A 14,990-nucleotide genomic window follows, 5' to 3' on the forward strand; every position below is an offset into this window, starting at 1 on the left:
TGTCAAGAGGACCAATTTATAGAGCTCGAATCAGCTTATTTGGATTGCGTCTTGGCATAACCAACTTGATCTGCATTGAGATCAAAGTTATAGGGTCAAGCCGCACGAGCAATTAGTACTGGTTAGCTTAACGCATTACTGCGCTTCCACACCCAGCCTATCAACGTCCTGGTCTTGAACGACTCTTTAGGGGGCTCAAGGCCCCGGCAGATCTCATCTTGAAACGAGTTTCCCGCTTAGATGCTTTCAGCGGTTATCTCTTCCACACATAGCTACCCGGCGATGCCACTGGCGTGACAACCGGTACACCAGAGGTGTGTCCACTCCGGTCCTCTCGTACTAGGAGCAGGCTTCCTCAAATCTGCAGCGCCCACGGAAGATAGGGACCAAACTGTCTCACGACGTTTTAAACCCAGCTCACGTACCTCTTTAAATGGCGAACAGCCATACCCTTGGGACCGGCTACAGCCCCAGGATGAGATGAGCCGACATCGAGGTGCCAAACACCGCCGTCGATATGAACTCTTGGGCGGTATCAGCCTGTTATCCCCAGAGTACCTTTTATCCGTTGAGCGATGGCCCTTCCATACAGAACCACCGGATCACTATGTCCTGCTTTCGCATCTGCTCGACTTGTCAGTCTCGCAGTTAAGCACGCTTATGCCATTGCACTATCGTCACGATGTCCGACCGTAACTAGCGTACCTTCGAACTCCTCCGTTACGCTTTGGGAGGAGACCGCCCCAGTCAAACTGCCTACCATGCACTGTCCCCAATCCCGATAAGGGATCCAGGTTAGAACCTCAAACGCACCAGGGTGGTATTTCAACGTTGGCTCCACGATGTCTAGCGACACCGCTTCAAAGCCTCCCACCTATCCTACACAGATCCGTTCAAAGTCCAATACAAAGCTACAGTAAAGGTTCATGGGGTCTTTCCGTCTTTCCGCGGGGAGATTGCATCATCACAAACATTTCAACTTCGCTGAGTCTCAGGAGGAGACAGTGTGGCCATCGTTACGCCATTCGTGCAGGTCGGAACTTACCCGACAAGGAATTTCGCTACCTTAGGACCGTTATAGTTACGGCCGCCGTTTACTGGGACTTCAATCAAGAGCTTGCACCCCATCATTTAATCTTCCAGCACCGGGCAGGCGTCACACCCTATACGTCCACTTTCGTGTTTGCAGAGTGCTGTGTTTTTAATAAACAGTCGCAGCCACCGATTCTTTGCAACCCCTTTGGGCTCCCCTTGTACAGGTTCACCTACTGAGGGCACACCTTCTCCCGAAGTTACGGTGTCAATTTGCCGAGTTCCTTCTCCTGAGTTCTCTCAAGCGCCTTAGAATACTCATCTCGCGCACCAGTGTCGGTTTGCGGTACGGTCGTCAATAGCTGAAGCTTAGTGGCTTTTCCTGGAAGCAGGGTATCACTCACTTCGACTGCAAGCAGCCTCGTTATCACCCCTCATCTAAGCCCGGCGGATTTGCCTACCAGGCACGACTACAGGCTTGAACCAACATCCAACAGTTGGCTGAGCTAACCTTCTCCGTCCCCACATCGCACTATTGATCGGTACAGGAATATTGACCTGTTTCCCATCAGCTACGCATCTCTGCCTCGCCTTAGGGGCCGACTCACTCTACGCCGATGAACGTTGCGTAGAAAACCTTGCGCTTACGGCGAGGGGGCTTTTCACCCCCTTTAACGCTACTCATGTCAGCATTCGCACTTCTGATACCTCCAGCAGCCTTTACAAGCCACCTTCACAGGCTTACAGAACGCTCTCCTACCACTTGCACTTGCGTGCAAATCCGCAGCTTCGGTAACTGGCTTAGCCCCGTTACATCTTCCGCGCAGGACGACTCGATCAGTGAGCTATTACGCTTTCTTTAAATGATGGCTGCTTCTAAGCCAACATCCTGACTGTTTTAGCCTTCCCACTTCGTTTCCCACTTAGCCAATTTTAGGGACCTTAGCTGGCGGTCTGGGTTGTTTCCCTCTTGAGTCCGGACGTTAGCACCCGGTGCTCTGTCTCCCAAGCTGTACTCGTCGGTATTCGGAGTTTGCCTTGGTTTGGTAAGTCGCCATGACCCCCTAGCCAAAACAGTGCTCTACCCCCGACGGTAATACTTGAGGCACTACCTAAATAGTTTTCGGAGAGAACCAGCTATTTCCAAGTTTGTTTAGCCTTTCACCCCTATCCACAGCTCATCCGCTAGTTTTGCAACACTAGTCGGTTCGGACCTCCAGTACCTGTTACGGCACCTTCATCCTGGCCATGGATAGATCACTTGGTTTCGGGTCTACACCCAGCGACTAATTCGCCCTATTCGGACTCGATTTCTCTACGGCTTCCCTATTCGGTTAACCTTGCCACTGAATGTAAGTCGCTGACCCATTATACAAAAGGTACGCAGTCACCCTTGCGGGCTCCTACTTTTTGTAAGCATGCGGTTTCAGGATCTATTTCACTCCCCTCCCGGGGTTCTTTTCGCCTTTCCCTCACGGTACTAGTTCACTATCGGTCAATGATGAGTATTTAGCCTTGGAGGATGGTCCCCCCATATTCAGACAGGATTACACGTGTCCCGCCCTACTTTTCGTTAGCTCAGTACCACACGTCTCTTTTCGCATACAGGACTATCACCTTCTATAGTCGGCCTTTCCAGACCGTTCTGCTAAGAGTCGTGCTATCACTAACAGGCTTCTCCGATTTCGCTCGCCACTACTTTCGGAATCTCGGTTGATGTCTTTTCCTCGAGCTACTGAGATGTTTCAGTTCACCCGGTTCGCCTCGCATACCTATGTATTCAGTATGCGATACCTTTGCAGGTGGGTTTCCCCATTCGGAAATCTCCGGATCAAAGCTTATTTGCCAGCTCCCCGAAGCTTATCGCAGGCTATCACGTCCTTCGTCGCCTATCATTGCCAAGGCATCCACCACATGCTCTTAGTCACTTGACCCTATAACTTTGATCACTCTCACGAGTTCTCAAAGCTTATCAAGGACTTGCCAGGTCTTTCACCTGGCGCGTTATGCCGTAATGTGAATGATTCTTCGACTACGCCAAGCATTGCTGCTCAGCATGTCAGAGAACGATTCGTCATTACTTGAAATACAAACAAAGTTTGAATTTCGTTTTGACGCAATCTAAATTGTTGCCAACGGCACGGTGGATATTTCTATCCTTTCCGTTGGCAACACTGATTCGACTCTATAAATTGTTAAAGAACAGCCGTGAGTCTTGCGACTCGTTATTGATCGATTTATATCGACCAACATCAAAGAGGCCTCGAACATTATCTGAACGAAGCCGCTTTGATGTTGATTGTTATTGGTGGAGGATGACGGGATCGAACCGACGACCCCCTGCTTGCAAAGCAGGTGCTCTCCCAGCTGAGCTAATCCCCCAGTTCGATGGAACGGGATGGTGGGTCTGGTTGGTCTCGAACCAACGACCCCCGCCTTATCAAGACGGTGCTCTAACCAACTGAGCTACAGACCCAAGCCGGTCGCTTCAATCAAGCAAGGCTTGATCGTTGGCGACAACCTTCCAACAACCGATAAGTGTGAGCATTTGGCTTAATTGCCATTTTCCAGAAAGGAGGTGATCCAGCCGCACCTTCCGATACGGCTACCTTGTTACGACTTCACCCCAGTCACGAACCCTGCCGTGGTAATCGCCCTCCTTGCGGTTAGGCTAACTACTTCTGGCAGAACCCGCTCCCATGGTGTGACGGGCGGTGTGTACAAGACCCGGGAACGTATTCACCGCGGCAAGCTGATCCGCGATTACTAGCGATTCCGACTTCACGCAGTCGAGTTGCAGACTGCGATCCGGACTACGACTGGTTTTATGGGATTAGCTCCCCCTCGCGGGTTGGCAACCCTCTGTACCAGCCATTGTATGACGTGTGTAGCCCCACCTATAAGGGCCATGAGGACTTGACGTCATCCCCACCTTCCTCCGGTTTGTCACCGGCAGTCCCATTAGAGTGCCCTTTCGTAGCAACTAATGGCAAGGGTTGCGCTCGTTGCGGGACTTAACCCAACATCTCACGACACGAGCTGACGACAGCCATGCAGCACCTGTGTTACGGCTCTCTTTCGAGCACGAAGCCATCTCTGGCAACTTCCGTACATGTCAAAGGTGGGTAAGGTTTTTCGCGTTGCATCGAATTAAACCACATCATCCACCGCTTGTGCGGGTCCCCGTCAATTCCTTTGAGTTTCAACCTTGCGGCCGTACTCCCCAGGCGGTCAACTTCACGCGTTAGCTTCGTTACTGAGTCAGTGAAGACCCAACAACCAGTTGACATCGTTTAGGGCGTGGACTACCAGGGTATCTAATCCTGTTTGCTCCCCACGCTTTCGTGCATGAGCGTCAGTGCAGGCCCAGGGGATTGCCTTCGCCATCGGTGTTCCTCCGCATATCTACGCATTTCACTGCTACACGCGGAATTCCATCCCCCTCTGCCGCACTCCAGCATTGCAGTCACAGATGCAGTTCCCAGGTTGAGCCCGGGGATTTCACAACTGTCTTACAACACCGCCTGCGCACGCTTTACGCCCAGTAATTCCGATTAACGCTCGCACCCTACGTATTACCGCGGCTGCTGGCACGTAGTTAGCCGGTGCTTATTCTTACGGTACCGTCATCAACACCCAGTATTAATAGGCGCCTTTTCGTTCCGTACAAAAGCAGTTTACAACCCGAAGGCCTTCATCCTGCACGCGGCATTGCTGGATCAGGCTTTCGCCCATTGTCCAAAATTCCCCACTGCTGCCTCCCGTAGGAGTCTGGGCCGTGTCTCAGTCCCAGTGTGGCTGGTCGTCCTCTCAGACCAGCTACAGATCGTAGGCTTGGTAAGCCTTTACCCCACCAACTACCTAATCTGCCATCGGCCGCTCCAAACGCGCGAGGCCTTACGGTCCCCCGCTTTCCTCCTCAGAGCTTATGCGGTATTAATCCGGCTTTCGCCGAGCTATCCCCCACGTCTGGGCACGTTCCGATGTATTACTCACCCGTTCGCCACTCGTCAGCTTAACCTGTTACCGTTCGACTTGCATGTGTAAGGCATGCCGCCAGCGTTCAATCTGAGCCAGGATCAAACTCTATAGTTCGATCTTGAATTTAACGTCCCCGCCTTTCAGCGAAGACTACCCATTCGAAATTGAAGTGAACTTCACTTCTCATGAGCATTTAGTGCATTGCACTTTGTTCCGAAGAACTTGCAATCTCGCCAAATGCCCACGCTTATCGGCTGTATCTTGTTAAAGATCCAACTAAAACAAACCAGAATCTGATCCGTTTTTTCTTAACCCCGCCGCGATCAGCGAAGCCCTAGACTGTAGCACAGATTTTGAAGAACCGTCAAATCACTCAACAAATTTCTTCCAACCACCGCACCACTTCAACCACCTACCGCCAGCCCCCTTCAGAGACCCGCCGTCTGCAGCGAAGACCGCAACTATAGCACCAAATTCTCATCGCGATCAAGCCAGCCGTCAGAATTTCTTCTCGCGGGCTTCACCGACGTGTCACATCACCTCACGCGCGCTTATTCGTTCCCTCGTATGCCGCACGCACCGCCGGAACAACACCAGTAGCTCCCCGCGATAATGCAGCTTTGCTTTCTCTCGTCAGAACAACACCATGGCCCAATACGTTTTCTCCATGAATCGCCTCGGCAAGATCGTGCCGCCGAAGCGGCAGATCCTCAAGGACATCTCTTTGTCCTTTTTCCCTGGGGCCAAGATCGGCGTGCTCGGCCTCAACGGCTCGGGCAAGTCCACCTTGCTGAAGATCATGGCTGGCGTCGATAAGGAATTCGAGGGCGAAGCCATCCCCATGTCCGGGCTGAAGATCGGCTACCTGCCACAGGAACCTCAACTCAATCCGGAGGAAACCGTACGCGAGTCCGTCGAAAACGGCATGGGCGAAACGAAGGCCGCTCAGGCGCGCCTGGAGGAGGTCTACGCTGCTTACGCTGACGAGAATGCCGACTTCGACGCGCTTGCCGCAGAGCAGGCCAAGCTGGAAGCCATCATTGCCACTGCGGGTGATGCGGGCGATCACCAGCTCGAAATCGCCGCCGACGCCTTGCGCCTGCCCCCCTGGGAGGCCGTCATCGGCAAACTCTCTGGCGGCGAAAAACGCCGCGTGGCTCTATGCAGGCTGCTGCTGTCCAAGCCCGACATGCTATTGCTCGATGAGCCCACCAACCACTTGGATGCCGAGTCCGTGGACTGGCTGGAGCAGTTCCTTTCGCGCTTCTCCGGCACCGTGGTGGCCATCACCCATGATCGCTATTTCCTGGACAACGCCGCCGAGTGGATTCTGGAATTAGACCGCGGTCGCGGCATCCCCTACAAAGGCAACTACAGCACCTGGCTGGAACAGAAGGAAGCGCGACTGGAGCAGGAACAGCGCACCGAAGATGCGCGCACGAAGGCGATGAAGAAGGAACTGGAGTGGGCGCGCCAGAACCCCAAGGGCCGCCAAGCCAAAAGCAAGGCCCGCCTGGCCCGCTTCGAGGAACTGAGTGACTTTGAATACCAGCAGCGAAACGAGACACAGGAAATCTTCATCCCCGTGGCCGAGCGCTTGGGCAATGAAGTGTTCGAGTTTAAGAATGTCAGCAAATCCTTCGGTGATCGCCTGCTGATCGATAACCTGAGCTTCACTGTGCCTGCGGGTGCCATTGTGGGCATCATCGGCCCCAACGGCGCCGGCAAGTCCACGTTGTTCAAGATGATCGCGGGCAAGGAGCAGCCCGACAGCGGCGAAGTCAAGATCGGCAAAACCGTGAAGATGGCTTTCGTGGATCAGACCCGCGACGACCTGTCCAATGAAAAGACCGTGTGGGAAGACGTTTCGGGTGGCCTGGACATCCTGACCGTGGGCAAGTTCCAGATGCCCAGCCGTGCCTACTGCGGCCGTTTCAACTTCAACGGCGGCGACCAGCAGAAACGAGTCGGTACGCTGTCTGGCGGGGAACGTGGCCGGCTGCATCTGGCCAAGACCCTCATTGCCGGTGGCAATGTGCTGCTGCTGGACGAACCATCCAACGATCTGGACGTGGAAACCCTGCGCGCGCTGGAAGATGCCTTGCTGGAATTCGCCGGCTCTGTCATGGTCATCAGCCATGACCGCTGGTTCCTGGACCGCATCTGCACGCACATCCTGGCCGCCGAGGGCGACAGCCAATGGGTCTTCTTCGACGGTAACTACCAGGAATATGAAGCCGACAAGAAGAAGCGTCTGGGCGAGGAAGGCGCGGCCCCGAAGCGCGTGCGCTTCAAGGCGCTAAAGTAAATCCCACCCCTCGCTTGCACTCTCTCCATAACTGTATAAAAATACAGTTATGGATGAGTTTCAGATTCCTCTTCGCGCGATCAAAGGCCGGGGCGTCGCCACCCGCAACGCCCATCGCTTCGAAAAGCTCTCGCGCACGGCGTTTGACGATGGCTGGTCCGACATGCCCGTTGCGGACGACAGATCGTCAAGTCGGCGGGCCACGTCGTCAGACCCCGCGCCCACGGAGCCCGTCGCCGCTGTTGCCGAGCCCGCACCACCCCCGACCGAAGTACGGTGGGAAGACGCGCGCAGCGCACTGGCACGCAACGATTCCCCGGATCTGCCTTTTTCCCAATCCATCAACCCTTATCGCGGGTGCGAGCACGGCTGCAGCTATTGCTACGCGCGCCCCACGCACAGCTATCTGAACCTCTCGCCCGGCTTGGACTTCGAACGCATCATCATCGCCAAGCGAGGCTTGGCAGAACGCTTGCGCGAGGAAATCTCCTCGCCATCCTACAAACCCAGCCTCATCGTCATCGGCTCGGCCACGGATTGTTACCAACCGGTCGAACGCGAATTCCGGCTCACCCGCGCGCTCATCGAAGTACTGGGTGAGGCACGGCACCCATTCGCGCTGATCACCAAATCCAGCACTGTCGAACGCGACCTCGACCTGCTGGCGCCGCTGGCCCAGGCCGGTCTGGCGGCCGTGCACATCACCATCACCACGCTGGATGCCGCGCTGACTCGCAAGATGGAACCGCGCGCCGCCAGCCCCCAGCGGCGCCTGCGCACCATCCGCACCCTGGCCGCGGCCGGCGTGCCCGTGGGCGTGAGCGTGGCGCCGCAGATCCCTTTCATCAACGAGGACATGGAACAAGTGTTGGCCGCAGCGGCCCAGGCTGGGGCGCGCAGCGCCTTTTACAGCGTGCTGCGCCTGCCCTGGGAGCTGAATGACATTTTCCAGCAATGGCTGCAGACACACTACCCCGACCGGGCCGAGCGCGTGATGGCCAGGCTGCGTGAGATGCGAGGGGGCAGAGATTACGACGGCAACTTCGCGACACGCATGAACGGCAGCGGCGCCTGGGCCGAACTGATTGCCCAGCGTTTTCAGAAAGCCTGCGCGCGCCACGGTCTGATGGCCGCCTCCCGTCCACTTCGGACCATGCGCATCCCCCCAACTGGCGCGAAGTCAGAAGCCATGGCCATGGAGATATCGCCGGAAACGCCGCTCTTCCTCACCCCCACCGCCAGCGAATCTGGCGGCCCCACGGCGAACCCTCATCGCCCCCATGTGCCGCGCTATGCGCCGGACTTCAGCCAATTTCGCCCCGGATTGGCGGCAGGGCAAGCCAGCCTGTTCTGAAGACCTCGAAACAACTTCATTGATAAGAAGCCGGCCTGGGGCCTGACCGCCTCGCTGCTGGCCGTGGTGGCGCTGACCTACCCACGTCGCATCCCAAAGAACGCGGCCAATGCAAGCAGGCCAAGCTGCTGGCGCAGAACGCCTCCAGCGTGGCGCTGCAGGGCGGTGCCGCCATGGGCGCGGCCATGAAGGAAGTGACGAGGCAGTTGCAGCATCAGGCGCCGGAAATAACTCGCGTCACCGGCCTCGTTCAGCGCGCGCTGGCACCCAGCATCCTCTTGTGCATCCGCGCGTCCCCAGCCGCCGGCGGGCCCGCGGCTGGGGCTGGGATAGCACGCCTGAAACCCGCGCGAAGGGCAGGGCCTTGCGCGCAGGCGCGTCATTCGCGAACGATCAGCACCGGCAAGGGTGAATGGGTCAAGACCCGCTGCGCGACGCTGCCGAGCACGAGCTTTTCCAGGCCACGCCGTCCATGCGAGCCCATCACGATCAGATCTGCGCCTTGAGCCTGCGCCGCCTCAATGATGCCCCGCCAAATGGTATGGGCCCGAGCCACCTGGGTCTGCACGCCCTGGACACCCGCCGCGTCCAGTGCCGCACGGGCCGTCGCGATAGCCTCCTTGGCTTCGGCTTCCGCGGCGCTAAGGTATTCCGCCTGACCATAGGCAAAATCGCTGCCCAGTCCCGTGAAGGGGTAAGGGTCGATCACGTAGACCACCGAGGCCTGGCTACCGAAAGCCTGGGCCAGGCCGGCGGCCTTTTCCACGGCCTTCTGCGCGGTGGGTGAGCCATCAACGGGAATCAGAATGTGCTTGAACATGACAGGCTCCTGCAACACGACAAGATGGTGAAAATCAAGGATCGCGCGGTCATTGTGCACATCTTGCGGCGTCTGACCATGCCCGCGCGTCGAGACTGATTGAGCCACCTCAAAAAACCTGCGGATGGGATGACCCGGGCGATTGCCCCTACACTTCGAACGATGAGTACCACGGACAACGTCAACCGCCCCGCTGACGCTTCTGCTGAAGAAGAAGCCCCGAAATTCAAGATCTTCCTCAATGGCAAGGAGGAAGAATTCGAGCCCGAGAACACGCCCGAGCCGGACACCCCCTTGCTGTGGGTATTGCGCGAGCAGCTCGGTCTGACCGGCACCAAGTACGGCTGTGGCATCGCGCAATGCGGCGCCTGCACAGTCCATATCGATGATGCGCCGGTGCGCAGCTGCGTCATCCCCATTGCGTCCATCGCTCCGGAGCAGAAAATCACCACCATCGAAGGCCTGTCGCGCAACGGCACTCACCAGGTGCAACGTGCCTGGCAGATGCTGGATGTGCCGCAATGCGGCTTCTGCCAGAGCGGCATGATCATGGCCGCCGCGGCGCTGCTGCGGCACAACCCCAATCCGAGTGACGCCGACATCGACGCGGCCATCACCAACATCTGTCGTTGCGGCAGCTACAACCGCGTGCGCCTGGCCATCCGGGTCGCTTCCCAGGTGCGCACCCGCCGCGCCCCCCTCCCCCAGGACAACGCAGCGTCGAAAGGAAACGCCCAATGAGCCAGGCGTCCACCGAAGACCGCGCCACGCCCGATACAGGGCTGTCCCGCCGCGATTTCCTGGTCAGTGTTGGTTCGGCGGGTGGCGGGCTCGCCATCAGCGTCACCGTGGGCGCTGGCCTTGGCCTGCACGCCACAGAAGCGGGCGCCGTAGCTGACCAAGGTGAAATCAATGCCTGGGTCTATATCCGACCGGACGACACAGTGCTCATCCGCATCGTGCGCGCCGAATCCGGTCAGGGCACACTGACGGGCCTGGCCCAGTTAGTGGCCGAAGAGCTGGAATGCGACTGGGTGCGCGTCAGCGTCGAATACCCCACGCCCAGCGAAAGTCTGGCGCGCAATCGCCCCTGGGGCAGCTTCACCACCGTGGGCAGTCACAGTATCCGCGACTCGCAGGACTACCTGCGACGTGGTGGTGCCGTGGCGCGCACCCTGCTCGTTCAGGCCGCAGCCCGAGCCTGGGGGGTCCCGACGGAGGAATGCACGGTGCACCGGGGTGTCATCACGCACACCCCCAGCAATCGCAAGACCGTTTACGGTCGTGTCGCCTACGCGGCGAGCCTGCTGTCGGCACCCAGGCCAGAGAGCATCCAGCTGAAGGATCCGAAGACTTGGAAGCTCCTTGGCCAACGCATGCTGCGCCTGGATACCTTCCTCAAGACCAACGGCGGACAGGATTACGCCACCGACCTCAACTTCAAGGACATCTACCACGCCGCCATCAAGGTCTGCCCCGTGCCGGGCGGCCGCTTGAAGCGATTCGAGGCCAAGGATGCCCAGGAGCGCCCCGGCGTGCAGCGCGTGCTGCGCATCGGCAACAACGCCGTCGCGGTTGTCGCCAACCGCTGGTGGCGCGCCCACAGCGCGCTGGACACGATGCCCATCGAGTGGGACTACGGGCCGAACGCCAATGTGCAGCAGGCCGACATCGAGGCGCGGCTGCACGCAGCCTTGTCGGACACGCCGTCCAGCACCGGACACCATCATGGCGGCAACCCCGCTTCGGTCGTCAAGGAGATCTACGACACCGACCGCCGGATTGATGCCATCTACAGCTATCCCGCCCAGCACCACGCCACGATGGAGCCCATGAGCACGACCGCGCGCTGGACCCGCACAGGCTGTATCGTCTGGGCCCCCACCCAGGACGCGGAAGCTGCCCTGGCTGCGGTGGCGGCCGTGGCCGAGTTGCCCATCGACAAATGCGAGTTCCATCGCCTGGTGCCTGGCGGAAGTTTCGGACGACGGGCCTACCACGATGTGATCGTCCAGGCCGTGCAGATCGCTCGCAGCATGCCCGGATCCGTCATCAAACTGGCCTGGTCGCGCGAGGAAGACATGCTGCACGGCCCCATCCACCCGCCGAGCATGGCGCGGCTGAGTGCCAGCCTGTCGCGCGGTGGCCTGCCGCGTGGCCTGCACCTGCGCATCGCCGGCACGCCCATTTCGCTACCGCGCAATCCCTACGATCCGCCAAGCGCCTACGCCGCGCAACGCGCCTTCTATCTGGGCCTGCTGCCTGAACCGACCGCCCTGCCCGACCCCGGCGCCTTTGACGTCAAGGATGGTGCGAAGGAAAGCAAACCGCCGGCAGTTGCGGCCGAGGCCCCGCAGCCGCAAGGCACGACACCAGGCACTGCCCCCCCTTCCGAACCCGCGCCAGCGCCGGAACCGCCTCCTGAACCACCGAAACGAGGCGGCTTCTTCAGCTTCCTGTTTGGCAGTCGCAAGGAGAGCAAGGCCGAAACTCCCCCACCGGCCCCGGCTGCGCCTGCTCCGGACGCAGCGGAAACGGCGACCGAGCCAACGCCGTCCGCGCCAGCCCCGAGCGCCAGCGCGCCACAGGCCACGACCGCCCCGCCCCGTACAACCGGGCCCGTGGTACCCGCCCAAGCCAGCGCCATGCTCACGCGCAATGACAGCGCCTGCGGCTATCGTTTCGATCAGTTGCTGATCGACCATGTGCAGCGCGATCTGCACGCCCCGACGGGCTGGTGGCGTGGCGCACACCTCAACCCCAACACGTTCTACCTGGAAAGCTTCATTGACGAGATCGCGACCGCCGGCGGGCAAGACCCTCTGGCCCTGCGACGCTCCCTCCTGGCGGGCAATCCCCGCCGGCTTGCGGTGCTGGACGCCGTTGCGCGGCAGGTTGGCTGGGGCAAGGCCGCGCCAGCAGGCGTCTACCGTGGTCTGGCGCAGGTAATGGGCATGGGCAGTTATCTGGCCGCCTGCGCCGAGGTGTCGGTGAGCCAGGACGCCAGCAGCAAGGGCCGACTCAAGATCCACCGCGTCGTGGTCGCCATCGACTGCGGCCACGCCGTCAACCCGCAGCAGATCGAGGCGCAGGTGGAAAGCTCACTGGCCTTTGGACTGTCTGCGGCCCTGTATGGCAAGATCAGCTTCCAGAACGGCGCCGTGCAACAGCAGAACCTGGACCGATACCATGTCCTGCGCCTGGCGGACATGCCGCCCGTGCAGACCATCGTCATGCCCTCGGGCGGTTTCTGGGGGGCGTGAGCGAACCCGCCACCGCCCTCGCCGCGCCGGCCCTGTGCAATGCCGTTTTCGCGGCCACGGGCAAGCGCATCCGTGAACTGCCGCTGAACAACCAACTGAGCACCTGAACACGACGCAAGGTGGCACGGCCCATGCCGGGTCGCGGCCACCTGGTTCAAACGGGCGCCGCTTTCGGAGCCCGGGCCCGCGTGACTACTTCTGCGCCGTCAGTTCAGCCAGCTGCTTGCGCAAGGCTTTTTCTTCCGTGAAGCGGACCGTGGCTTCCCGCGCCACGGCCAGCGAGCCAATCAAGGCGCCCGTTGCGTCGCTCACCATCGAAAAACTCATTTCCACGTAGATGGATTCCTTGGCCTTGTGCAGGGAGCGCGTCATCATCGCCGCGCGCCCTGGCTTCACACCACCGCGCGCGACGGCCTGATCAAAACCGTCCCAGTGCGCCTTGCGCATGCGCTCGGGAATGATGAGGTCCAGGCTCTGCCCCAATGCCTCCTGCGCGCTCCAACCGAACACTTGCTCGGCCCCGCGTTCCAGAAACGGATGGTGCCCTCCAGGTCACAGAAAACCAGTGCTTCCGGAATGCTGCGCAACAGGAACGGCGCCAACGCTTCGGGAGGCCAGTCGATCGGGATGTTGTATGTTGTCATGTCGAGTCTCCTTCTGATGCGGGTCGCCGTGACCGGACGCCGGCGGCCTCAAGCTGCGAGGTTAGCGCAATCTCACGCCGCTGCTTCGCCATCGTCGGATGAGAGCGAGCGGGACACCGCCTGCACTTGGTCTGCCACCTGCTGCATGGCCCGCCCCGCCTCCTCCACCAGGCGATTGCCTTGATGAACCTGCCCCGCGGACGCCGCGATCAGTTGCTTGATCTCCTTGGCCGCCGCGGCACTGCGCCCGGCGAGCGAGCGCACCTCCGCGGCGACGACGGCAAAGCCGCGTCCCTGATCGCCCGCGCGCGCAGCCTCGACGGCGGCGTTGAGAGCAAGTATGTTGGTCTGGAAGGCAATGCTGTCGATCACATTGACGATCTCGCCGATCTGTCGACTGCCGTCGTTGATGCCTTGCATCGCCTCCACCACCTGGGTGAAAACGACGTTGCTGCGGGTCGCGGCCTCCTGCATGCGGTCGGCCAGCATGCGCGTCTGCTGCCGCGCCTCGCCGTGCGCGTGCGGAGGAGAAATGCGCTCGACGCGTGTCGCCACGACCGCTTGCGCACGGGTTTCCTCGCGCGCCATTTGCGTCCTTACCTCGAGTTCGATTTCGCGGCGCAACTCCAGCTTCACCTCCCGCCGCAGTTGCTGTTCGCGCTCCACCCCCAACGCGATCTGCGCCAAGGCAGGGGCAGGGGCAGGGGCAGAGTGAACTTCATGCCCAACACCCCATGCATCGGGCACGCCAGGCAAGACAGCCGAAGGCATGTCCCGCATCTCATCCTGCGCCTGTTCGCGCCCATAGGCCGCGGCATGTTGCGCGCTGTGCCGCGCGCCCTGCCGCAAGCGCCAGAGCAAGCCTAGACTCCACAGCAGCGTGAGCGCGCCCAGCGCCACGCCCAGGTACAGCAGGTGACTGCGGATCGCGTCCGCGCCATCGCGTTCGACGTTGCGACGCTGCTGCGTCCCCAGATCCTGGATGGACGCCTGCAGTGCGTTGAGGGCGGGCAAGGTTTCGCCGATGAAGAGCAGCGCCGCCTCTGGATGCAGCCGCTCCCGCACCAGGCGTTCAACACGCGCCACGGAGGCCTCGTGGGCGCCGCGCTGGGCCTGCAAGGCAGCCAGCACGTTGTTTTCAGCCTCCAGGCCAATCATCTGCCGCGGACTGCCGACGGCTCCATTGCCGGCACCACGCTGCGTGAGGGTGCGCAAGGCTTCGTCGATGCGGTGATTGGCTTGCGTCTGCCGATCATCCGACGGGAGGGGGACGCGCGTGGCGGGCGGCAAGGGATCGGTCGGCTCATCAACGGCACCGGCCGGATACGCGATGGGCGCGGTGATGTGCTCCATGGTGACTTTCGCCAAGGTCGCGATGCCGGCGTCGATCAGCCGCGTGGCCTCCGCGCGGGCGCGCGCTTGTCCGTTCATCCGCGCCTCGGTCTCCGCCAGTTGTTGCACCTGCGCCGTCACCAGCCATACATACCCCAGCCACAAGAGCACCGGCAGGCCCAGGGCCAGCCCCAGCCGCGTGGTGTGAAAACTGGTGGGCAAGGAAGGTGACATGGCGCAACGTGTACTTGCAATG

General features: G+C 60.1%; 7 protein-coding genes, 2 tRNA genes and 2 rRNA genes. 4 read left to right on the forward strand and 7 right to left on the reverse strand.

Annotation, left to right across the window (positions count from 1 at the left end):
• Positions 1-91 precede the first annotated feature (91 nt).
• The 4 genes from DW355_RS16355 to DW355_RS16370 all read right to left on the reverse strand — a co-directional run bounded on the left by DW355_RS16355 (position 92) and on the right by DW355_RS16370 (position 5,127).
• Positions 92-2,966 (reverse strand): 23S ribosomal RNA (locus DW355_RS16355).
• 372 nt (positions 2,967-3,338) lie between these two features.
• A tRNA-Ala gene (locus tag DW355_RS16360) sits at positions 3,339-3,414 on the reverse strand.
• A gap of 17 nt (positions 3,415-3,431) precedes the next feature.
• A tRNA-Ile gene (locus DW355_RS16365) sits at positions 3,432-3,508 on the reverse strand.
• 95 nt (positions 3,509-3,603) lie between these two features.
• Positions 3,604-5,127: ribosomal RNA gene (locus tag DW355_RS16370) — 16S ribosomal RNA — on the reverse strand.
• The 16S and 23S rRNA genes sit together here with 2 tRNA genes alongside, the layout of an rRNA operon.
• Before the next feature lie 532 nt (positions 5,128-5,659).
• Here DW355_RS16370 and ettA point away from each other — a divergent pair.
• Entirely contained in the window at positions 5,660-7,321 is a 1,662-nt protein-coding gene (gene ettA / locus DW355_RS16375) for an energy-dependent translational throttle protein EttA (RefSeq protein WP_131281689.1), read from the forward strand.
• A gap of 49 nt (positions 7,322-7,370) precedes the next feature.
• A complete protein-coding gene (locus tag DW355_RS16380) occupies positions 7,371-8,675 on the forward strand; it encodes a PA0069 family radical SAM protein (protein ID WP_131281691.1) in 1,305 nt (434 codons plus the stop codon).
• 379 nt (positions 8,676-9,054) lie between these two features.
• Here DW355_RS16380 and DW355_RS16385 read toward each other — a convergent pair whose 3' ends face one another.
• Complete coding sequence (locus DW355_RS16385; protein ID WP_131281693.1) at positions 9,055-9,495, reverse strand: universal stress protein; 441 nt, start codon at positions 9,493-9,495, stop codon at positions 9,055-9,057.
• Between the two features lie 162 nt (positions 9,496-9,657).
• On the opposite strand from DW355_RS16385, the gene DW355_RS16390 reads away from it, so the two are divergent.
• Positions 9,658-10,236: a (2Fe-2S)-binding protein gene (locus tag DW355_RS16390; RefSeq protein WP_131281695.1), complete on the forward strand. Its 579-nt coding sequence runs from the start codon at positions 9,658-9,660 to the stop codon at positions 10,234-10,236.
• Entirely contained in the window at positions 10,233-12,758 is a 2,526-nt protein-coding gene (locus tag DW355_RS18430; protein WP_278249365.1) for a molybdopterin cofactor-binding domain-containing protein, read from the forward strand. The genes DW355_RS16390 and DW355_RS18430 overlap by 4 nt, the downstream gene beginning before the upstream one ends.
• 192 nt (positions 12,759-12,950) lie before the next feature.
• Here the strand turns inward: DW355_RS18430 and DW355_RS16405 are convergent, their stop codons facing one another.
• Positions 12,951-13,268, reverse strand: coding sequence for a PAS domain-containing protein (locus tag DW355_RS16405; protein WP_242671223.1), 318 nt, complete (start codon positions 13,266-13,268; stop codon positions 12,951-12,953).
• A gap of 206 nt (positions 13,269-13,474) precedes the next feature.
• Positions 13,475-14,968 carry a methyl-accepting chemotaxis protein gene (locus tag DW355_RS18435; protein ID WP_278249366.1) on the reverse strand — a complete coding sequence of 498 codons (1,494 nt, stop codon included), beginning with the start codon at positions 14,966-14,968 and terminating at the stop codon, positions 13,475-13,477.
• Positions 14,969-14,990 lie beyond the last annotated feature (22 nt).

This window comes from Hylemonella gracilis, assembly GCF_004328645.1.
Taxonomy (GTDB): Bacteria; Pseudomonadota; Gammaproteobacteria; order Burkholderiales; family Burkholderiaceae_C; genus Hylemonella; species Hylemonella gracilis_B.